Below are 21,224 nucleotides of genomic sequence, written 5' to 3' on the forward strand. Positions count from 1 at the left end.
TGCCGGCGTAGATCACTCAGATCCAGGAAGTGATCAATGCCTCTCAACAGGTGCTCGCGAGGGACGTGGTTATCAAGGTTGAACGAGTAGAAAAGTTTGTCTTGTCCGCTGCCCAGTTGACCCATCATGACGAATCACTCCCGTCGATCGATGTCTTCCAGGATACCGAACAATCCGCGCGTCGACAGACTTTTTCAACACAATCCTTCTCAGAACGGCCCCTGACTATCTGAGCGGCCAAAGACGCCCCGCTCCACCGAGCGGGGGCGTCTCCCCTGTTAATCCCTGTCAGCTTGCCGGATTGCGTGCCATGACGATCCACGCTGCGCCGTTGATCATCACCGACCGTTCGCCGGGGAGGCCCGCGAAGGCGGCACGAACCGCAGCCGAGGCGCGCGCGCGGATGTCGTCAGGCTTATCAGCGAGCGATCGCGACAGCGGGCCGACCTCGAGCGTCATCTTCACCGCGTCGTCGATCGCAGCGTCCCGCGTCCCGCCCTCGCCAAACGGGACGGAAGCATCGAAGGGCGCGATAGCGATATCGGTGAAGCCGGCCGCCGTCAGGATGCGTGCCACGCGACCCCGGTCGCCGAACGAGAATGGGCCGGGCGCTTCGGGATCGGGCAGCGCGCTCGGCGGGAGGATGCCCTTGATCGCGCCCATCGGCAGGCGCACCCAATCGTTCTCGGCCGCGCCGCGCCAGCAGATGAAAGCGACCCGCCCGCCTGGCCGCAGTGCGCGTCGCATATGGGCGAACGCCGCTGTCGGATCGTCGAAGAACATCACGCCGAAACGCGAGAACAGGATGTCGAACGCGCCCTCGGACAGATCGGCGCTGCTGGCGTCGGCCACCTGGTAAAGGACCGGCGCATCCTGTGGCGCAAGCGCGCGCGCTCGGCCGATCAGCGGTGCGGATATGTCCACGCCCAGCACTTGCCCTCCCGCGCCGACGCGGGCGGCCAGAGCCAGACTCGACGCGCCGGCGCCGCATCCGACGTCCAGCACGCGCTCGCCCGCCGCGGGCGCAACGGCTTCGATCGCGACCTCACCGAACACCGCCACCATGGCGTCGAGCCGGGCCTGGTTGGCGACCCAGCGCTCCCCGCTTTGACCATTCCAGTCGGCAATCTGATAGGCATTTTGCTCTGCCATGTCATCTCCTTGTTCCGATTCGCTCTTAACTAAGCTGTCCGATGCCAAAGCGCGCATCGCAGTCAGAGCCCCCGCTTGTTCGAGGAACCCCACACGCCGGCGCTCCAGGAGTTAAGCGTCCACTATTCTTTTCAACGTGGCCCTTTGCATTGATCGCGGCGTCAGACGATTTGAAAAGGCTGCCATCTTGTTCGACAGGCCCGCGACAACCATAGCCTTTCCTTGCAACAATGCCCGAATACCGCTCGCGGCGACCGGACGAGGCTTCATCGTGAGGAGGCGCAGCATGGCCGAGGTGGTTGCGCCGGCTGCTTCATCGAAGCCCGTCGCGGTGTGCCCCGGGCAGAGAGTGGCAACAACCACACCATGCGGGCGAAGTTCGTCGTGCAGGGCCTCGCCAAGGGCGAGTACATATGACTTGGTCGCCGCATAGGCAGCGTAGCTGGGAACGGGTTGGAAGGCCATGAGGCTAGCGACGAGAAGCATATGTCCAGATCGCCGCCTGGCCATATCGCGGCCGAAGAGATAGGTCAGCTCTGTGAGCGTCGTGATGTTGAGCTGGATCATGTTCGCGGTGCGCTCGATCGGCGTTTCCAATAAGTCGCCGTGCAGGCCGTATCCGGCGTTGTTCAACAAGATGTCGACGGTCACCGCCCTCGCGTCGAGACTGCATTTCAAGCGGCTTGCCGCGCCCGGCGAGGCAAGATCGGTCGCCTCGACCAGCAAATCCACTCCGTATTTGCGGCGGAGATCGGAGGCAAGCTTTTCCATCGACTCCTGCCGTCGGGCCGCCAATACGAGATTGACTTTCTCCGCAGCCAGTAGATCTGCGAATTCAAGGCCGAGACCACTCGATGCCCCGGTGATCAGAGCCCATTTTCCAGCGAAGCTGTTCATTGGTTGTTTCGACATCGTTCTCTTCCTCAACTCTTTGATCAGCGAATGGGGCTCAGCCACATTCTCATCGGAACACCCGCCTATCCTTTGGGGAATCTGTGCTCTCAAACCACCATCGACTGCTGGGCGAAGATGCCCGCCATCGCGCCCTGCGATGATGCTTGGGTGACCGAGGGCAAGAAGGGCGTGGTGAGGTCGCCGGCGGCGTAGATGCCGGGCATACTGGTTTGGCGGCGCTCGTCGGCCTTGAGGACGATGCCGGTGGGCGTATCGACCGCGGCGAGGCCCAGTGATTCGTGCAGGCTTGCGGACGGCTTATTGCGCGGATGGGCGAACAGGACGTCGACCGCGACGTTGCGGCGGGTATCGAGATTGACGGTGGTGATATGGCCGTTCTGGTGGGCGATCTCGACGATCCGGCCATCGACGAGAGGTATGGTGCGGCGCGCCAGATCGGCCTGAATATCGGGCGCAATGTCATGACCATCGGTGAAGATAGTCAACTTGTCAGTCCAATCGCGGAACAGCCTGGCAGACTGGTACGACTGCGGGGTGGACCAAACGAGGCCCCAATGCTGGCCGGCGACTTCAAAGCCGTCGCAATAGGGGCAGGGCACGATGGACGTGCCCCAGCTTTCGGCAAAGCCCGGAACATCCGGTATCTGGTCGGCGACGCCATAGCTCAGGATCAGGCGGCGCGCCCCAAGGCTTTCGCCATCGCCAGTCAGGACGGAGAAATCGTCGATGGCGCCAGACACGCTCTCGGCCCGGGCATTGACCAGCCGGATCGTTGGATAGCGCGCCAGCTGCTGCCGCGCCTCGACCAGGATGTCCAGCGGCGGCTTGTGATCGTGGCCGAGCAACCCATGCGAGTGGCCGGCAAAGCGGTTGCGCGGCCGGCCGGTATCGAGAACGGTGATCTTGCGGCGGGCACGGCCGAGCTGCAGGGCGGCGGCGAGGCCGGCAAAACTGCCTCCGATGATGATGACGTCATCCATGCTGATGGGCTCCGTGTTGTGGATGGAGGGGTGGCCTGGGCGTGGTGTGCAATATCGTCCGGCGTCCAAATGAGGTTTCCCCGGGCCGCCGGCGATATCGCCTACCCTTGGCTTGCACATTACGATACTGCGTGGTATCGTAATGCACGAATTTGAATACTGTCAAGTACTGGAATTGTCGTGATCGAAAATAGTCAGGGCCGGCGCGGCCGGCCCGCCAACGAGGCGCTTCGCCAAACGATCGTCGACGCTGCCTGCGAACTCTTTGTGGAATTGGGTTTTCAAGCGACGACCATGGATAAGGTCGCCCAGCGCGCGAAGATATCCAAGCTCAGCATCTATCGGCACTTCGAGAACAAGGAGGCGCTGTTCAGCGCGGCCATGGTGGCCCGCTGCGATCAATTTGCACCGCAGGCCCTTTCTGAAGGCGTCGACGGTTCGGCAGAAGATCAGCTCATGGCGGTGGGATCATCCCTGCTTCGCACGCTGTTGAGCCCGGACGTCCGCACTGTCGAAGCCATGGTTTTGGCCGACAAGACGAATCAAAAGGCGTTAAGCAAGCTCCATTACGAAGCCGGGCCCGCCCATGTCATCGCCCAAATCGAGGCCGTGTTGCGTCAGTTGCACGCGAAAGCGATTCTGAACGTACCCGATGCTCTTCGGGCCGCCCGCTTGTTTGCCGCGCTTTTCAAAGGCTCCGATCTGCTGCTTATCGCACGCTTCGACGAGGCGAGAGCAAAGGACGACAACGAAATCGAATCCTATTGCCGGTCGGCCGTCGCCATGTTCATGGCCGCGCACGGTGGCATCTAAAGTTGCTCTATCGCGGCCAATGAACAACACGCAGCAACTGTATATGTTCGCCCCGAGCAACCTTATGGATGATGCGTGGACGACTGACGCGCGAGGCCACTGCGTGAGCGCAAAAAGCCGTCCGCGCGCGCAGGCGATCGACGCCTTCTTTGTGCCGAACGTCGCGCTGCATTCGGGCCAGGTGCAGCACCGCTTGTACCGCATCGGCTCTATGTTGATGGCTCAGCGCTGCAAAACGAGTTCTGAATACCATCCCTAGGCGTCGCGGAGTACTTACGACCAAGCTTTGACGCACGCGACGACTTCTGTCGATTCCAAAGCAGACCTTGACAGTGCGTTGGCGATTGGCTCCTAGGGGTCGGAAACACCCGTTCGCATTCCGTAGGGCCGAGATTGCCGGACGCGCGATTGCTGAGGTCTCAAGGTTCCGCGGACCGGTGCGCGGCCGTCCGGAACGTTGCACTTTTGTCGGCACAAACCGCGGACATTTTGACTTTCTATGTCACGCCACCGCGTCCGTCGTGACGGCGTTGATGAAAACGTCCAATCAAATCAGGGAGCCGGCTGTCACTATCTTCGGCATCCCACGGCAGTGCAGCAAGCGAAATCAACAGTTTCGAGGGTCGGGGCACCCGCGTATGCTTGTAACAAACGGAGAACACGCCATGCCAGCCGACAAACTAGGCCGCTATATGCGGAGCCCGGAATTTCTGAAGCGGGCCAATGAAGCCGTCGCCGAAGCTGTGCGCGATTTGAAGTCGCATGGTATCCGACCTGTTCATTTCGATCGGAAAACGGGCCGGATTGTCGGTGTCAGCCATGATGCGTCGAGTGGAGATGCCGCTTGCGAGGGTCGCCGGGTTCCCGATATATTGAAAAGCGAACGAAAACGGAACGGGGGCGAGGAATGAGCGATAACGGAGTCGCGCTCGGCAGAGCTTTCGCCGCCGAGCGCAATGCGACGGACTGGCGAGCATATGCGAGAAAGCTCGAACAGCAGCTCTTGGCCGCCGAGGCGAACCTTGCAGGCAACAAGGCATTAAAGGATGCGGCACTCCGCGAATTGGCGAAGGCCGATCCCGCAAATTACTTGATGGTCCAGCAGAATCGCCAACGGATCTACGACAAGGACTTTGACGCTGTTATCGCGTCTGGCCGTCGTCCGGTGTAGCCAACCTCGCAACGAAAATCCCTCGCGCCGACGGGGCGTTCGCTACATGCGTTCGCGGGGAATACGATCAACGTCTTTCGGGTCGGCGGGCGAGCCGTTACCTCCCAAAATTGCAGGCACTTGGCCGCGTGCCGTATTGCCGGCTTGACCGAGACCTCCACCGAAGAGCCGGTTCACACGATCCTCCAGTTCCGGCATCCGCGACGCCATCTGGCCACCGACCCAAGAAAACACCTGGTCGGGAACGATGTGAATCAGGCTGAACGTGCTGTTGCACAACGTCTGACACATGCCGACATAGAGCACGATGTAGCCGATGATGCTCACGAGGCCCGTCGTGGAGTCGTATTGAGCGTTCTGCATGGCAACGCCGAACATCGTGTTCAGCAGTGTGCCAAGCACGACGATGCCGGCTCCCGCGAGGACGAAGCCTATCTCCATGAATACCGGCCGGAACATGACGTTGAGCAAAAAGATGTAGCCGTGCGTCGGCCGCTGGCCCATACCCTCCCCTTCGCCGTCGAGGTGCGTCATCGCCCACAGCGGCGACGCAACCATCGACTCACCGACGACGGCGTACCACGACAATACGCCGCTGAACCAGATGATGAACGGAAGCATCGGAATGTAGATCGACAGCATCGCGCCGAAAAAGAACAACGTGATGCACATGACCACGACGAACGGTGCCAACGCATCGAGGACGCCTTTGGCCGCGCCCTTGGCGGCACCGACGATCCCTCCTGTCGCCACGTCTCCGACCACGCCTATCAACTTTCCAACATTGGAGTCCGAAGCCCCCTCCAAGCCCTTCAAGGCGGCATATGCGCCGAGCGCGGTCCAACCAGCGTCGAGAATGTAGTCTCCAAGGTTCTTCATGCCGATCAGCGGATTCGTCGTGCCTCCCGCCCCTTGACCGGAGTTCAGGTTGACCGCCCACTTCACCATGCCTTGGCCGTCGAAGATCTTCCCGAAAATGCTCTTCGCGTCCGTCAGGCCCGTAATGCCGCTTCCGGACGGATTGGTACGACTCTGTGCAGTGGCCACCGACGCGTCTTGTTGATTCTGCTGCGCATAGGTCGCGCTGACCTTCCGGTATAGCTGCGGGTACGGCATGTTGTCGGCATCAGTGCCCGGCACAGCGGCCGCCGTCGCGTTTGCCAGTGTAGTCACTTGCGAGTTGGCCTGCGCGAAAGTCTGATACCACGCGCCCATCATGATCCAGCCGTCGCGTTGAAGGTTCGATTGGATCACGCTCGCGAGTCCGCTGATTGCGGTCGAGGAATTCGTTATCGCCTGCGAAATCGTAGTCTGGTACTGGAGCGCGGCCCGATTGATCGTGTTCTGCGCATCTGCCGGCTGCGTCTGCCCGTTCACGGACGACACGTAAGCTTGCGCAGCAGCAGACAACGCGGATTGGAGCGTGCTCAATGCGCTCTGGTGTGCGCTGACCATCTGCGAGTAGATCGATCCGGGGTCGAGCGAATACACGGCCATGCCGTGATACGATGGCAGCGTCGGCGGTTGTGTAATGTCGATCTCCGCTCCGCCACAGGAAAGGCCGCGTTGATTCATGAGCACAACCTTGTTGCTCGTCGTGATCGCGGTGAAATTCTCGGCCGGATCGACGGACACGCCGCTGTCGTTCGGCATGTTCGCGATCGCCGTGTTAGCCGCCTGCGCACACAGGTTCGCTTCGAAGAGAGCTTTCGCCAGTGTGGTGGCCTGAGGCGAAGCTGGCGTTGCGATCATCGAGCCACCGCTGTTGATCACTGAAACCGCCGCGTCGAGCGACAGGTTCGCAATGCCAACGCCGAGCATTGTTCCCCACAGCATCACCATCTGTGCGCCGCAGTAGCCGCCGAACATAGGAACGAGGCCAGCGAAGCCCGCGCCCAAGCGGATGATGAACCATGGTGACGATTTCTTCTGCCCCATGAATTCACCGTCCTGCCCGGTCGCTATCATCGCGGAACCAAAGTGATACATGGCCCAGATCGCACCGACCGCGAGCATGCACGAGTTCAGCACGAGGAACATTTGCGCAAGCATGCCTCCCGACCCGCCACCGGTCGCAAGCGGGTTGTGTACCACCGCCCCGTAGACCAGTTCCAGCAGCGACATCGACTTGTCGCCACTTCGGTTTGCGGCGTTCTGGATGTCGCCTATCGACACCGACGATTGAGAAAAGGACGTTGCTGAGATCAGCAGAAGCGGTATCGCGACTGCAGCCCGCTTGAGCTTGTTCATTGCTTGATCTCCTTCGCAACTTCATTTTCAAGCCGGGCGTAAGCTTGCTTCGCAAGGAGTGCCCAATAAGAAGCCGCGCATGCGGCGGCCAGGCCTACGCCGAGCCAGTTCGTCCACTCATGATGGCTTCGCGCCCACCACACGGCAGAAAAAAGAAAGCAATGTGCGAAAGCTCCTATTTCGAAGATGACGCACGCGTCTACGAACTGTTGGTGCGTAAGCCCTCCGCGTGCTCGGCGTCTCCGCATGACGCGCGGTATGGCCCCGACTAGATGAGTAAAATCACAAAGACGCTGCATTGCCTTAGCCCTTGTTCTAATGAGTATCCGATCTATTTGGTGCGGTGGAAGTTAAAGAACTGGCGCATCGACATGGGCGTTTGCACGCAGATTCCGTCAATGACCTCAACATCCATGGTTTGCTGGTTGTAAAAGTCTTCCCAAATCTGGACGATCTCCGGCGGCTGACCGACTTCGACGCCGAGAGGGTCACTAACCGATTGAGCCGTTGCCAGCGGTGACGCTGCAAGCAGCGCGACGCATATAACGGCAGCTTTCATGCTGGCATCCCCATACAGGCATCGATCATGTTTCGCATGAGGAGAACGCCATAAAAGAAGCCGCGCATTTCGCCTGGTGGTATCTCGGCGATCACCTCTTCGATTCGTTGCGCAGGCATCGACGTGAGATCTTCCACTTCAAGTGTTAGTGACAGGTCGCTATCAACCGGCAATCCGTCCAAATAGCGCAATGCGAGGGGTAGAATCGATGCAGCCATGATCGCGATCTCCGAAGTAGATCTCGGTTGTGGTCAGGCACGACAGTCGGTGCCGACCGATCGTCGTGCCGCTACGCTCCTTGGATCTGAGTTGAGTAACGCAACTCAACGTGGAGCTGCGTTACTCCAGTATTCGGTCGTGCAGATCCTTCAATATCAGTTCCCGCACATACTGCGCGCCTGTAAGCCGCAGATCGGCTGCGCGGCGTTTCACCCGTTCATGAAAGTCCGGCGTTAGGTCGATGTTCAAGCGCACCGGCTTTAGAGCCCGCGACGGCTGTTGTGAGTGAACCAATCCGGCATCGTTGGAAAATTCCTCTGGGCTGTTCGGACGCAGTTCTGGCCGGGCGGTGTGTGGTTGAAGTTTGAATTTGCTCGTCATAACGCATTCGGTCAGTTGAGTTCGAAGAATTCCTGCGCCAGAAGCTGGATTTCCGCACGTGCTTGGCTGTTGTCGAGTTCGATGACGCCCTTGCCCGCAAGAAGGGCATCGCGATAGACCTTGCGATCGCGAATAATCGTATCGGCCAGTTCAAGCTGGTCGAATTCGGCTAGTAGCTCTCGCGCGTCCTCGACCTCACGAATTACGGGGTTGGTCGGCGCGATTGAGAGGAGCGCCACCGCCTTCAGTTCGGGATTAAGTCCGCGTGCCAGGCCTATCAGTTCGTTAACCTTCGAGAACGTCTCTAGGTCGGCTTGACTGGCCTTGGTCGGAACCAGCAGCAGATTCGCGACGGCCATTGCGGAGCGCATTTCGCGCGAATCGCGACCGCCGGCATCAACGACGACCACCTGATAGCGATGCACGAGGTCGCGCAGCGTCGAGGCGACGTCGCCCGTACGCTGAACGCATGGCACGGGTGGCGTGATGCCAGCCTCGTCACGCCGCTCAACGAATCGGGCCGCCGTGGCCTGTCCGTCAGTGTCCAGGAGGACCACATCCACGCCCCTATGGGCGAGATGCACGGACAGATTCGTGGCAATTGTCGACTTGCCCACCCCGCCTTTTTCTGCCGCGATCAGCAGGATCATTGCCCCTCCCCCTTGCATGAGTTGATTGACTCACCTCACCTTTGCGCGATATCGCTGCGGGATGAGTCACGCGTCTCTGAGTTGAGTTACGTTGAGCAAATCCTATGTTCCGGCGCATAGCGCCGTACAGGGCGCATAAGGTGGGGTTTTGATTCCAGTCCGAGCGCGCGAATTAGCGCAGAACTGTCAGCCCAACTTTTTCGCTAGATCTGTGGCGCGCGGGTGGTAATACCGCTTCAGCATCTGGACGGTCTTGTGGCCGGTGACCGAGGACAACTCCAAGACGTTTTCGAGTCGTTCCGAGATGCGGGACGTCGCCTCGTGGCGTAGATCGTGAAAGTGCAAATCCTCAATGCCGGCACGTTTGCATGCGCGCATGAACACCCGCTTCAGTGCCTCGCCCGTCGTGGGAAATACAAGGCCGCTCTCGTGTCGGGGCAGATTCCTGAGGATTTCGACTGCGCGGGTCGAAAGCGGCACATCTCGCGTTTCGCCATTTTTGGTGTCGTGGAGACGTACGAAACGCTCGTTTAGAAAGACGTCAGTCCAGCGAAGCGAGAGGATCTCCCCCCGGCGCATCGCTGTCTCAATTGCGAGCATGACGATAGGTCTGACCAACGCATTGCGGCATCCATCTGCGAATCGACCATGGGCGTCGCGCTGGATGGATTCCAGCGTTTCCAGCGCTGCAAGGATGCGTTGCTCCTCTCCAGCCAACAGCCGACGGGTACGGGCACGGTTTTCCCGTGGGCGACGAATGATGGAGACCGGATTAACATCCAGGTGCACGCCCCATTCTTTCCGGGCCACATTCAACACGTGGCTCAGTAACGTCAGCTCCCGGTTAACGGTCGATCCTGTAACCGGACGATGCTTCGCGTCACCCTTGAGCCGCCGATCTCGGTAGTCGGCAAAGACCTTGCCGCTAAGCGCCGCTACCTTGTATTGGGCGATCGGGTCCCGACAGACTTTTCTAATTCGTAAGATTTCGTCCGCGCCACCCTTCTTCAGAGGCGAGACCTCTTCGGCATAGCGCCGCAGCAGGTCTTCAAACGTGTTGCGCTCGGCTTCAGTGCGATCGACGAAGACTCCGCGATCCATTTCCGATTCGATACGGCGAGCCCATGCTTCCGCTTCGGCTTTCGTATCGAAGGTACTCCATAGGGACGGAAAGCCCACGCGTCGAATCTCGACTCGCCAGTAGTTGCCCCGTTTCCAGATTCCTGCCATCTCTGCTCCAGACATTGAGTAATTCTTGTTGCGTCTGGACTATTCTCAACTCCGCCACTTTTCCGCCAAATGGCGCATAGAGTGGGGTTTCCGGCGGCGCTCGAAATGAAAAAAGGCCCCCGGCATTTGCCTTAGGGCCTTGATTTTCCTAGGTTTCGTCCACCTAGCATCATTTCGAATCTTGGCGCGCCCGGCTGGGATCGAACCAGCAACCCCTGCCTTCGGAGGGCAGTACTCTATCCATTGAGCTACGGGCGCTTCAACACGACAGCGCGGCAACCAGAAAGGACGCGACGCCAAAGCGAGACCGCAAGGATACCCGGTTTCGGCCACACCGTCCATCGGACGGCCGATATGGCAGCATTAGGCGCGTTTCTGCTACTCCCGTGCGCTCCGGGTAAACGCCTGCTGAACACTCCGCCGCCGCCCTCGCCGCTGCCGAAATCTTGCGTCTATAATCGTCCGTGGCTGATATAGAACAAGAAGTTGCCGTCACGCTGTACCGCTCACATACCCACGGAGACGAGACAAGCATGAGCGAAGCACCCCACGGAGCCCCGATCAAAACCCCAGCGCAACTTGTCGCCGCGATTATCGCCGGGTTTGCTGTGCCGATCGTTATCATCGTTCTGCTGGCGTTTTATGTCGATAATTCGACACGCACCGGCGCCGGCACGGACTCTCTCTCCGAAGCCGAAGTCACCGCCCGCATCAAGCCACTAGCCCAGGTCGAAATTCGCGATGCCAACGCGCCGCGCGTCTACAAGAGCGGCGAAGAGGTCTACAAGGCCGTTTGCTCCGCATGTCACGCGTCGGGCACGGCAGGCGCGCCGAAATTCACCAATACCGCCGACTGGGCGCCGCGCATCGCGCAGGGCTTCGACACGCTCTGGCACACGGCGCTCGCGGGCAAGGGCGCGATGCCCCCGCGCGGCGGCACCAGCCCGGACGACTACTCTGACTTCGAAATCGCCCGCGCGGTGGCCTACATGGCGAACAACTCCGGCGCGAGCTTCCCCGAACCGGCGCAGCCGGCCGCAGGTGCGGCGGCGGCCTCCGGTGCGGTCGCGCCGGCGGGCGCTTCGGACGCGGGTGCGGCTCAGGCACAAGCCGCCGCAGCCATGGCCGCGATGGCAAGTGTCCCGCAAGCCGCAGCGCCGGCAGCCGGTGCTGCCCAAAGCGCAGACGCGTCGCAAGCCGGCAAGGCGTTGTACCAGCAGGTCTGTCAGGCGTGTCACGCAGCGGGCGTGCTGAACGCACCGAAATTCGGCGACAAGGAAGCTTGGGCGCCGCGCCTGAAGGAGCCGATGGACACGGTCTACAACTACGCGCTGCACGGCAAGGGCGCGATGCCGCCGAAGGGCGGGTCGAGCGCGTCGGATGCCGATGTGAAGGCCGCCGTCGACTACATGGTCAGCGCGGTGAAGTAAGGCTTTCGACAGAACGCGCTGCGTGTGCTTGGCGCGCGAAAGGAAAATCCCTGCATGCGGTGACGCGATGCAGGGATTTTTTTATGCGCGATGCGTTTATGCGTCAGGCCCGATGGTGCATGTCGGGGGCGCACGCGCGACGGCTGAAAGCAACGCGTCCTGAACAAAGACTCATCGCGGCGCGGTGTCTCGCCAACGAACGAGCGGACTGACAAACGGCGCAAACAGAGCAACCCGCAGCGTGCCCGGAACAAGCGCTTGAGACAGGCACCCGCACCAGGCGTCCACCCCACTTGCTCAAGGCTTCTGCAACAACGCCTTCAAACTCGCGAGCCGGTCTTTCGGCGACATCGGCGCTTCTTCCGGCGTCGGCGGCGGCGCATCGTCGAGCAGCATTTCGGGGATGAAGCGCGACGGCTCGCACACCACCGTCTCCCGTGCGCGCTTGCGCTTCTTGCACCAGTTCAGATGCAAACTGCGCTGCGCCCGCGTAATCGCGACGTACATCAGCCGGCGCTCTTCCTCGATGCGCGCGTCGTCGATCGGTTCGTCGTCGGGGCCGCCGCGATGCGGCATGATGCCTTCCTCGACGCCTACCAGAAACACGTGCGGATACTCGAGCCCCTTCGACGCGTGCACTGTCGACAGCCGCACTGCATCCGGATCTTCCTCGCGGCCTTCGAGCATCGACATCAGCGCGACGGTCTGGATCAGGCCCAGCAGATTCTTGCCAGTGTCGCCGAAACCGTCGGCGGTGTCGTAACCGGTCGCTTCATTGTTGGCGGCGCTTTCGGGCTCGGCCTTGGTGCCTTTGCGCTTGAGCCACTCCATGAACTCCAGCACGTTCTGCCATTTGGCCTGCGCCTGACGTTCGTCGAATGCGTCGTACAGATACGCTTCGTAGTGGATCGCGTCCATCAGTTCGTCGAGCAGCGTGCCGGCCGCATCTTTCTCGGCGCGATCGGTGAGGCGCTGCATGAAGTCGCAGAACACGCGCATCGGTTCGATCTGGCGCGGCGACAGACGCGCCTCGATGCCGCCCATGTACACCGCCTCGAACAGCGAGACCTTCGCCTGGCCTGCGAACGAGCCGAGCGCTTCGAGCGTCGTATTGCCGACGCCGCGGCGCGGCGTGGTGATCGCGCGGATGAACGCGGGGTCGTCGTTCGCGTTGGCGATCAGACGCAGATACGCGCAGATGTCCTTGATCTCGGCCTTGTCGAAGAACGACTGCCCGCCGGACAGCACATACGGAATCCGCTCGCGACGCAGCACCTGTTCGAAGATGCGCGCCTGGAAATTGCCGCGATACAGGATCGCGTAATCGCGGAAATTCGCGCGCCGCTCGAACTTGTGCGCGGACAGCCGGAACACCACGGACTCGGCCTCATGCTCTTCGTCGTTGCAACCCGTGACGGTGATCGTGTCGCCCATGCCGTGCTCCGACCACAGCTTCTTTTCGAACAGCTTCGGATTGTTTGCGATCACGTTGTTCGCGGCGGTCAGAATGCGCACCGTCGAGCGATAATTCTGTTCCAGCTTGATCAGATGCAGCTTCGGAAAATCCTTGCTGAGCTGGCCGAGATTTTCGAGCGTCGCGCCGCGCCAGCCGTAGATCGCCTGGTCGTCGTCGCCGACCGCCGTGAACGCCGCGCGCTTGCCCGCGAGGAGCTTCACCAGTTCGTACTGGCACGCGTTGGTGTCCTGGTACTCGTCGATCAGCAAATAGCGCAGCTTGTTCTGCCAACGCTCGCGCACCTGCTCGTTCTTCGCGAACAGTTCGGCGGGCAGGCGGATCAGATCGTCGAAATCGACCGCCTGATACGCGTGCAGCGTCGCCACGTAGTTGCGGTAGACGATCGCGGCCTGATGCTCGTCTTCGTTAGCGGCGATCGCAATCGCCTCCTCGGGCATGATCAGGCCGTTCTTCCACAGCGAGATGATCGACTGGATCTTGCGGATGAAGCCCTTGTCCGTCGAGCCGACCTGCTCCTGAATCATGCCGAAGCAGTCGTCCGAATCCATGATCGAGAACTGCGGCTTCAGCCCGACGTGTTCCGCCTCCTGCCGCAGAATCTGCACGCCGAGCGAGTGGAACGTACACACCGTCAACTGATTGACGGGCACCTTGCGGCCTTCCTTGCCGGGCGTCGTGAGCGTCTTGCCTTCGAGCAGCTTGCCGACGCGCTCGCGCATTTCGGCCGCGGCCTTGTTCGTGAACGTGACGGCGGCGATGTGGCGCGGCTCGAAGCCTTTGGCTTCAATCAGGTGCGCGATTTTCTGCGTGATCACGCGCGTTTTGCCGCTGCCTGCGCCGGCGAGCACGAGACACGGACCGTCGAGATAACGGACCGCTTCATTTTGAGCGGGGTTCAGGCCTGCGGACATCGTCTGTGGATGGGTGATGCGGTTAAGAGCGGTGGTCGAGGGCATGTCGGCGTGAAATCGCCGGCTGGAGGCCCGGGGGCATGCTGCACGGCAGCGTCGGCTGGAACGGGCGCCGGCAGGGTGCGAGGGTGTTCCGGTCCGGCGCGATGCCGCGCGAGAGGAGCGATGTTAACACGGATACCTGCCATGGACGCCGCGCCGGATACCCCGGCGGCCAGCCGTGACCGACACCCGGGCCGGGCCCAAGCGGTTCCCGCCGTATCACCGCGACGATGCTGCCGGTCCGCCTCCAGGACATGCCACAATTACGGTGTTGCGCGCCGTCGCCGCGGTGGCAAAGCGGCGCGCCGTTTTTGCAGGAAGACACGCATGCCCGGATCGCTAAACATTGGATTGATGGGTTACGGTTTTGCTGGCGCGACCTTTCATGCGCCGGTAATCGCGCATTGCGGACGCGCGAGCGTCGCCGCCATCGCGACGAGCCAGCCCGAACGCGCGCAGGCCGACTATCCGCACGCGAAAGTCGTGGCCGACCTCGATGCGCTGCTGGCGCTCGACGACATCGACTGCGTCGTCATCGCCACGCCCAACGACACGCACTTCGACCTCGCGCGCCGCACCCTGGAAGCCGGCAAGCATGTGGTGGTCGACAAGCCGGTCACGCTGAGCGCCGCCGACGCCCACACGCTGGCCAACATCGCGCTCGCGCGGGGCAAGCTGTTCATGCCGTTCCACAACCGTCGCTGGGACGGCGATTTTCTGACCGTGCGCGATCTGCTCGCCCGCGTGGAACTGGGGCGCGTCACGCAGTTCGAATCGCACTTCGATCGCTTCCGGCCGGGCGTGCGACAACGCTGGCGCGAAGAGGTGTCGCGCGGCGGCGGCTTGCTGTTCGATCTCGGGCCGCATCTGATCGACCAGGCATTGGCGCTGTTCGGCGCTCCGCAGACGGTCTCGGCGACGGTGCGCACGCATCGCGACCAGGCGAGCGCGCCGGACTACGTGCACATTCAGCTCGGCTACGGCGAGTTCGAGGTGGTGCTGCACGCGAGCGCGCTGACCGCGCTGGCCGCGCCGCGCTTTGCGATCCACGGCACGCGCGGCAGCTATGTGAAACACGGGCTCGACACGCAGGAAGACCAGCTGAAAGCAGGCTTGCGGCCCGGCGACGAAGGGTTCGGCGCCGGCAATACCGCGGGCTTGCTGCGCGTGCAGGAAGGCGATCAGGAAGTCGAGCGCCAAGCGCCGACCCGCAATGGAGACTACGCCGGGTTCTATATCGCGGTGGCGGACGCCATCCAAAACGGTGTTGCATTCCCTGTCACGGCTCAGGATGCGGTCGACGTGATGACCATCATCGAGCTTGCCGCGCGCAGCTCGGAAGAAGGCGTGCGCTTGCCGTTCGCGCGCATTCGCTGAGCCGCTCGAGCGCGCGGCACGACGCCTTGTGTACCTAAAACCGCACGAGCCGCCGGCTCGCGCGGGCAGAAACCCGACGCCTCCGAAAGGAACATAACGTTACAACTCTGCCCGCTCGCCGGTCAGCGCGCGGCCGCGGTCATTCGTTGCTACCTGAGTAGCATTCCCACGACAACGACTTCCGGAGAGTCTATGCCTCGTATCACCCGCGCCATTGCAGCAGGCGCCCTGCTCAGTTCTCTCGCCGCCTGCGTGGTGACTCCGCCGCCCGCGCCGGCGCCACACCCCACCCAGCAGCAGATCGCGGATCAGCGTCTGCGTCAGGTCGAAGGCCGGATCGACAATCTCGGCCGCCGCATCGACAAACGGGTGAATCAGGGCGACTATCCGCCGCCGCAGGGCGCATCCCTGCATCATCGGCTGGACGTGATCCGCCGGGAAGCGCACGACATGGCCGCGCAACATGGCGGCGGCCTCACCGCCGACGAACAGCGCGTGCTGAATCAGGAGCTGGACAACGCGGCTCACGCGATCGGCGAGTAAGCGGCGCCGGTTCGGTCATCGAAGCAGCACCCGTCGAAGCAGCGCGTTACGCAGCCCAGCGCGGGCAACCCGGCCCGCGCTTTTTTTTTCGCCCACGCGTGCCGCAGCCGCCTCCCTATAGACCGCGGGCCTTTATTTGACAAGCCCCCGGCCGTCGCGTACATTCGCCGCACGCGTCGGGAGAGCGCGCTGGCCGCCGAATATCGCAGGCCGCGCCGCCGAAGGGGCACACCCGCAAACTCTCAGGCAAAAGGACCGACCGCGTCGAAAAACCGTCGCCAAAGCAAGCTCAAGGCAGCGGTTTTTCGCACTCTGGAGAGCGGCAGTAGCCGTCTGCGTTTTGGCAACATCATGCAGATTCAGGCAGGCTGCCCACCGAAGGGGCGCGCGTGTCACCGTGACGAAGCAACGTTCACGGTCGCGCAATCTCTCAGGTATCGAGGACAGAGGGGTCATGCAGAACCACGCTCGCAGGCACCTTGCCGCGAGGCGTCGCGCCGCATGGCCTTTTCTGTTTCGCGAGATGCCCGAGGCCCCATGACCGAACTCAAACACACCCCGCTCAACGCCACCCATCGTGCGCTCAATGCCCGCATGGTCGATTTCGGCGGCTGGGACATGCCTGTCAACTACGGCTCGCAGATCGACGAACACCGCGCCGTGCGCACCGACGCCGGCATGTTCGACGTCTCGCACATGTGCGTGGTCGACTTCACCGGCGAGCGCGTGCGCGCCTTCTTCGAATACGCGCTGGCCAACAACGTCGGCAAGCTGCAAACGCCCGGCCGCGCGCTCTATTCCTGTCTGCTGAACCCGAACGGCGGCGTGATCGACGATCTGATCGTCTATTACTTCGGCGAAGACCACTTCCGCGTGGTCGTCAACGCAGGCACCGCCGACAAAGACATCGCCTGGTTCGGCCAGCTCAACGCCGACGGCGGCTTCGGCCTGACCATCACGCCGCGCCGCGACTTCGCGATCGTCGCCGTGCAAGGTCCGAACGCGCGCGAGAAAGTCTGGCAGACAGTGCCCACCGCGCGCGCCGCCACCGAAGCGCTGAAGCCGTTCAACGCGGCGCGCGTCGAAGGCACGCCGTTTGGCGAATTGACCGTCGCACGCACCGGCTACACCGGCGAAGACGGTTTCGAAATCATCGTGCCGGCAGACCACGTAGAGGCGCTGTGGAACGCGCTGCACGCGCAAGGCGTGCGCCCGGCCGGCCTGGGCGCGCGCGACACGCTGCGCCTCGAAGCCGGCATGAACCTGTACGGCCAGGACATGGACGACAACGTCTCGCCGCTCGACGCCGGCCTCGCGTGGACCGTCGATCTGACCTCGCCGCGCGAGTTCGTCGGCAAGGGCAAGCTCGAAGCCGACGGCTCGAAGGCCGCATTCGTCGGGCTGATCCTGCTGAAGGAAAACGGCAAGGCCGCGGGTGTGCTGCGCGCGCATCAGAAAGTCCTCACGCCGCAGGGCGAAGGCGAAATCACCAGCGGCACTTTTTCCCCGACGATGCAGGAATCGATCGCCTTCGCGCGCGTGCCCAAGGGCGTGCAGCCGGGCGACACCGTTCACGTCCAGATTCGAGACAAGGCCGTTGCCGCCAGCGTGGTAAAACTGCCATTCGTGCGCAACGGCAAGGTGCTGGCCGTTTAGGCAGCCGCGCGCACGTCCCCTCTTTTTAAGCCAATACCGAATCACACCGCACAGGAGCATCCGATGAGCATCCCGGCCGACCTCAAATACACCGAATCGCACGAATGGGTCCGCACCGAAGCGGACGGCACGCTGACGGTCGGTATCACCGACCACGCGCAGGAAGCGCTCGGCGACATCGTCTTCTTCGAAGTCCAGCAACTGGGCAAGACCGTGACCGCGGGCGACACCGTCGCCGTGATCGAATCGGTGAAGGCCGCTTCCGACATCTACGCGCCGGTCTCGGGCGAGATCATCGAAGCGAACTCGGCCGTGGCCGACTCGCCCGACTCGGTCAACAGCACGCCGTACGAGAGCTGGCTCTTCAAGATCAAGCCGGCCGCCGACGCGACGCAAGATCGCCTGATCGACGCCGACGCGTACACGAAGTCGATCGGCGCCTGATCTGCTTCACCTTTACGTTTAACCGCCAGGTGCGGCTCGTCCCTCTCGAAGCACAGGGATAGCCGCACCGCCAGGAACACCCATGAAGCTCGAACACCCGGATCGTCTGATGAACCGCACTCCTCTCTCGCTCGCCGCGCTCGAAGTGCATGACGCCTTCGCAGAACGGCATATCGGCCCGGATTCCGCCGACCAGCAAGCGATGCTCGAAGCCCTCGGCTTCGCCTCGCGCGCCGCGCTGATCGACGCCGTGATTCCGGAGACGATCCGCCGCACCGAAGCGCTGCCGCTCGGTCCCTTCGCGCAACCGAAGAGCGAGGCCGAAGCGCTCGCCGCGCTGCGCGAACTCGCGGACAAGAACCAGGTGTTCCGCTCGTATATCGGGCAGGGCTATTACAACGCGCACACCCCGACGGTGATCCTGCGCAACGTGCTGGAAAATCCGGCGTGGTACACCGCGTACACGCCGTATCAGCCGGAAATTTCGCAAGGCCGTCTGGAAGCGCTGTTGAACTTCCAGCAGATGATCGTCGACCTGACCGGTCTCGCGATCTCGAACGCGTCGCTGCTCGACGAGGCCACCGCCGCCGCCGAAGCGATGACGCTGCTGCAACGCGTCGGCAAGCCGAAGTCGAACGTGTTCTTCGTCGCCGACGACGTGCTGCCGCAAACCATCGAAGTGGTGAAGACGCGCGCGACGCCGGTCGGCATCGAAGTGAAAGTCGGACCCGCCGCTGAAGCCGCGAACTCGAACGCGTTCGGCGTGCTGCTGCAATACCCGGGCGTGAACGGCGACGTGCGCGATTACCGCGCGCTGACCGAGGCGATCCACGCAGCGGGCGGCCATGTGGTGGTCGCCGCCGACCTGCTCGCGCTGACCGTGCTTACGCCGCCCGGCGAATGGGGCGCGGACGTGGCCGTCGGCAATACGCAGCGCTTCGGCGTGCCGGTTGGCTTCGGCGGCCCGCATGCCGCCTATCTCGCGGTGCGCGACGAATTCAAGCGGCAGATGCCGGGGCGTCTGGTCGGCGTGACCGTCGATGCGCAAGGCAACCCCGCACTGCGTCTCGCGCTGCAAACGCGCGAACAACATATCCGCCGCGAGAAGGCCACCTCGAACGTGTGTACCGCGCAAGCGCTGCTCGCGATCATGGCCAGCATGTACGCGGTTTATCACGGCCCGCACGGTCTGAAGACCATCGCGCTGCGCGTGAACCGCATCGCCGCGCTGCTCGCCGAAGGCGCGAAGCAACTCGGCTACACGCTCGTCAACGAGACTTTCTTCGACACGCTCACGTTCGACACCGGCGCGCGCACGCAAGCGCTGCTCGACGCGGCAACCGCCCGGCGCATCAACCTGCGCCGCGTGAGCGCCACGCAAGTCGGCCTGTCGATCGACGAAACCACGACGCGCCACGATCTCGCCGATCTGCTCGCGGTCTTCGCGCAAGCGGCGTTCGCAAGCGACGTGCCGCAAGTCGATGCACTCGACGCCGCGATGGCCGCGTCGAACACGGCGTCGGTGCCGGCTGCGCTGGAGCGCACCAGTGCTTACCTCACGCACCACGTATTCAACCGTCATCATTCGGAAACGGAAATGCTGCGCTATCTGCGCAGTCTGTCGGACAAGGACCTCGCGCTCGACCGCTCGATGATCCCGCTCGGCTCGTGCACGATGAAGCTGAACGCGACCTCGGAAATGCTGCCGGTCACGTGGCCCGAGTTCGGCCAGATCCATCCGTTCGCGCCGGCAGAGCAAACCGTCGGCTACCGTGAAATGATCGATCAGCTCGAGGAAATGCTGGTCGCCGCAACCGGCTATGCCGCGGTTTCGCTGCAACCGAATGCCGGCTCGCAAGGCGAGTACGCCGGCCTGCTGATCATCCACGCGTATCACGCGTCGCGCGGCGAAGCGCATCGCAACGTTTGTCTGATTCCCGCTTCGGCGCACGGCACGAACCCGGCGTCGGCGCAGATGGCCGGCATGCAGGTCGTGGTGGTCGCCTGCGACGCGCAAGGCAACGTCGATATCGAAGACCTGAAGAAGAAGGCCGCGCAACACGCCGACAAGCTCGCGGCGATCATGATCACGTACCCGTCCACGCACGGCGTGTTCGAGGCGAACGTGCGCGAAATCTGCGAGATCGTGCATGCGCACGGCGGCCAGGTTTACGTGGACGGCGCGAACATGAACGCGATGGTCGGTCTGTGCGCGCCGGGCCAGTTCGGCGGCGACGTCTCGCACCTGAACCTGCACAAGACCTTCTGCATTCCGCACGGCGGCGGCGGACCGGGCGTCGGTCCGGTCGCGGTCGGCGCGCACCTTGCGCAGTTCCTGCCGAACCAGATCTCGTCGGGCTATGAACGCGCGCCGAACGGTATCGGCGCGGTATCGGGCGCGCCGTACGGCTCCGCATCGATCCTGCCGATCTCGTGGATGTACATCGCGATGATGGGCGCGAAGAACCTGACCGCGGCCACCGAAACCGCGATCCTCAACGCGAACTACGTCGCGAACAAACTCGCGGCGCACTATCCGGTGCTGTATTCGGGCCCGGGCGGACTGGTCGCGCACGAGTGCATTCTCGATCTGCGTCCGTTGAAGGAAACCAGCGGCATCACCGTGGACGACGTCGCCAAGCGCCTCGCCGACTACGGCTTCCACGCGCCGACGATGAGCTTCCCGGTGCCGGGTACGTTGATGGTCGAGCCGACCGAATCGGAATCGAAGGAAGAACTCGACCGCTTCATCGAAGCGATGATCGCGATCCGCAACGAAATTCGCGCGGTCGAAGAAGGCCGCTCGGATCGCGAGGACAATCCGCTGAAGCACGCGCCGCACACCGCCGCCGTGGTGATCGCCGACGACTGGAAACATGCGTATGCACGCGAAACCGCCGCGTATCCGCTGCCCACGTTGATCGCGAAGAAGTACTGGCCGCCGGTCGGCCGTGCGGACAACGTGTACGGCGACCGCAATCTGTTCTGCTCCTGCGTGCCGATCGCCGACTACGAGTAGGCGGC

General features: G+C 62.5%; 20 protein-coding genes, 1 tRNA gene and 2 riboswitches. Of the genes, 10 read left to right on the forward strand and 11 right to left on the reverse strand.

The window, feature by feature from the left end; all coding sequences use genetic code 11:
- Positions 1-288: 288 nt before the first annotated feature.
- The 3 genes from HV770_RS13150 to HV770_RS13160 form a co-directional block, all read right to left on the reverse strand.
- Positions 289-1,152, reverse strand: a complete 864-nt coding sequence (locus HV770_RS13150) for a class I SAM-dependent methyltransferase (protein WP_175160195.1) — start codon at positions 1,150-1,152, stop codon at positions 289-291.
- 111 nt (positions 1,153-1,263) lie between these two features.
- Positions 1,264-2,064: an SDR family NAD(P)-dependent oxidoreductase gene (locus tag HV770_RS13155; RefSeq protein WP_175160196.1), complete on the reverse strand. Its 801-nt coding sequence runs from the start codon at positions 2,062-2,064 to the stop codon at positions 1,264-1,266.
- An 89-nt stretch (positions 2,065-2,153) separates the two neighbouring features.
- Positions 2,154-3,047 (reverse strand): NAD(P)/FAD-dependent oxidoreductase, encoded by an 894-nt coding sequence (locus HV770_RS13160; protein ID WP_175160198.1) that lies wholly within the window; start codon positions 3,045-3,047, stop codon positions 2,154-2,156.
- Between the two features lie 180 nt (positions 3,048-3,227).
- Here HV770_RS13160 and HV770_RS13165 point away from each other — a divergent pair, with 180 nt between their 5' ends.
- The 4 genes from HV770_RS13165 to HV770_RS13180 all read left to right on the forward strand — a co-directional run bounded on the left by HV770_RS13165 (position 3,228) and on the right by HV770_RS13180 (position 5,031).
- A complete protein-coding gene (locus HV770_RS13165) occupies positions 3,228-3,860 on the forward strand; it encodes a TetR/AcrR family transcriptional regulator (RefSeq protein WP_175160200.1) in 633 nt (210 codons plus the stop codon).
- 19 nt (positions 3,861-3,879) lie between these two features.
- Positions 3,880-4,119, forward strand: a complete 240-nt coding sequence (locus HV770_RS13170) for a hypothetical protein (protein ID WP_175160202.1) — start codon at positions 3,880-3,882, stop codon at positions 4,117-4,119.
- A 406-nt stretch (positions 4,120-4,525) separates the two neighbouring features.
- Entirely contained in the window at positions 4,526-4,771 is a 246-nt protein-coding gene (locus HV770_RS13175) for a hypothetical protein (RefSeq protein ID WP_175160204.1), read from the forward strand.
- On the forward strand, positions 4,768-5,031 hold the full coding sequence (locus HV770_RS13180) for a hypothetical protein (RefSeq protein ID WP_018418826.1): 264 nt from the start codon (positions 4,768-4,770) through the stop codon (positions 5,029-5,031). Before HV770_RS13175 ends, HV770_RS13180 begins: the two co-directional genes overlap by 4 nt.
- 42 nt (positions 5,032-5,073) lie before the next feature.
- On the opposite strand, the gene HV770_RS13185 is transcribed toward HV770_RS13180, so the two are convergent.
- The 7 genes from HV770_RS13185 to HV770_RS13215 all read right to left on the reverse strand — a co-directional run bounded on the left by HV770_RS13185 (position 5,074) and on the right by HV770_RS13215 (position 10,578).
- Complete coding sequence (locus tag HV770_RS13185; protein ID WP_175160206.1) at positions 5,074-7,281, reverse strand: DotA/TraY family protein; 2,208 nt, start codon at positions 7,279-7,281, stop codon at positions 5,074-5,076.
- Positions 7,282-7,612: 331 nt separating this feature from the next.
- Positions 7,613-7,840: a hypothetical protein gene (locus tag HV770_RS13190; protein WP_175160208.1), complete on the reverse strand. Its 228-nt coding sequence runs from the start codon at positions 7,838-7,840 to the stop codon at positions 7,613-7,615.
- Positions 7,837-8,058, reverse strand: a complete 222-nt coding sequence (locus HV770_RS13195; RefSeq protein WP_175160210.1) for a hypothetical protein — start codon at positions 8,056-8,058, stop codon at positions 7,837-7,839. The genes HV770_RS13190 and HV770_RS13195 overlap by 4 nt, the downstream gene beginning before the upstream one ends.
- Positions 8,059-8,179: 121 nt before the next feature.
- Positions 8,180-8,440, reverse strand: coding sequence for a hypothetical protein (locus HV770_RS13200; protein ID WP_175160212.1), 261 nt, complete (start codon positions 8,438-8,440; stop codon positions 8,180-8,182).
- Positions 8,441-8,451: 11 nt separating this feature from the next.
- Positions 8,452-9,090 (reverse strand): division plane positioning ATPase MipZ, encoded by a 639-nt coding sequence (locus tag HV770_RS13205; protein WP_175160214.1) that lies wholly within the window; start codon positions 9,088-9,090, stop codon positions 8,452-8,454.
- A gap of 186 nt (positions 9,091-9,276) precedes the next feature.
- A complete protein-coding gene (locus HV770_RS13210; protein ID WP_175160216.1) occupies positions 9,277-10,320 on the reverse strand; it encodes an integrase in 1,044 nt (347 codons plus the stop codon).
- Between the two features lie 182 nt (positions 10,321-10,502).
- Positions 10,503-10,578 (reverse strand) — tRNA-Arg (locus HV770_RS13215).
- Positions 10,579-10,853: 275 nt separating this feature from the next.
- On the opposite strand from HV770_RS13215, the gene HV770_RS13220 reads away from it, so the two are divergent.
- Positions 10,854-11,750: a c-type cytochrome gene (locus tag HV770_RS13220; protein WP_175160218.1), complete on the forward strand. Its 897-nt coding sequence runs from the start codon at positions 10,854-10,856 to the stop codon at positions 11,748-11,750.
- Between the two features lie 297 nt (positions 11,751-12,047).
- Here HV770_RS13220 and HV770_RS13225 read toward each other — a convergent pair whose 3' ends face one another.
- Positions 12,048-14,138 carry a UvrD-helicase domain-containing protein gene (locus HV770_RS13225; protein ID WP_175160668.1) on the reverse strand — a complete coding sequence of 697 codons (2,091 nt, stop codon included), beginning with the start codon at positions 14,136-14,138 and terminating at the stop codon, positions 12,048-12,050.
- A gap of 369 nt (positions 14,139-14,507) precedes the next feature.
- Here HV770_RS13225 and HV770_RS13230 point away from each other — a divergent pair, with 369 nt between their 5' ends.
- The 5 genes from HV770_RS13230 (at position 14,508) to gcvP (ending at position 21,219) form a co-directional block, all read left to right on the forward strand.
- Positions 14,508-15,557 carry an oxidoreductase gene (locus HV770_RS13230; RefSeq protein WP_175160220.1) on the forward strand — a complete coding sequence of 350 codons (1,050 nt, stop codon included), beginning with the start codon at positions 14,508-14,510 and terminating at the stop codon, positions 15,555-15,557.
- A gap of 192 nt (positions 15,558-15,749) precedes the next feature.
- The gene (locus tag HV770_RS13235; RefSeq protein WP_175160222.1) at positions 15,750-16,100 is read left to right on the forward strand and encodes a hypothetical protein; all 351 of its coding nucleotides are present in this window, start codon (positions 15,750-15,752) and stop codon (positions 16,098-16,100) included.
- Positions 16,101-16,267: 167 nt separating this feature from the next.
- Positions 16,268-16,368, forward strand: a riboswitch (glycine riboswitch).
- Between the two features lie 34 nt (positions 16,369-16,402).
- A riboswitch (glycine riboswitch) is annotated at positions 16,403-16,557 on the forward strand.
- 80 nt (positions 16,558-16,637) lie between these two features.
- Positions 16,638-17,756: a glycine cleavage system aminomethyltransferase GcvT gene (gcvT, locus tag HV770_RS13240; RefSeq protein ID WP_175160224.1), complete on the forward strand. Its 1,119-nt coding sequence runs from the start codon at positions 16,638-16,640 to the stop codon at positions 17,754-17,756.
- Positions 17,757-17,819: 63 nt separating this feature from the next.
- A complete protein-coding gene (gcvH, locus tag HV770_RS13245) occupies positions 17,820-18,200 on the forward strand; it encodes a glycine cleavage system protein GcvH (protein ID WP_121316065.1) in 381 nt (126 codons plus the stop codon).
- An 82-nt stretch (positions 18,201-18,282) separates the two neighbouring features.
- Positions 18,283-21,219 (forward strand): aminomethyl-transferring glycine dehydrogenase, encoded by a 2,937-nt coding sequence (gcvP, locus tag HV770_RS13250; protein ID WP_175160226.1) that lies wholly within the window; start codon positions 18,283-18,285, stop codon positions 21,217-21,219.
- Positions 21,220-21,224 lie beyond the last annotated feature (5 nt).

Origin of the sequence: Paraburkholderia fynbosensis (assembly GCF_902859935.1) — a bacterium.
Lineage (GTDB): Bacteria > Pseudomonadota > Gammaproteobacteria > Burkholderiales > Burkholderiaceae > Paraburkholderia > Paraburkholderia fynbosensis.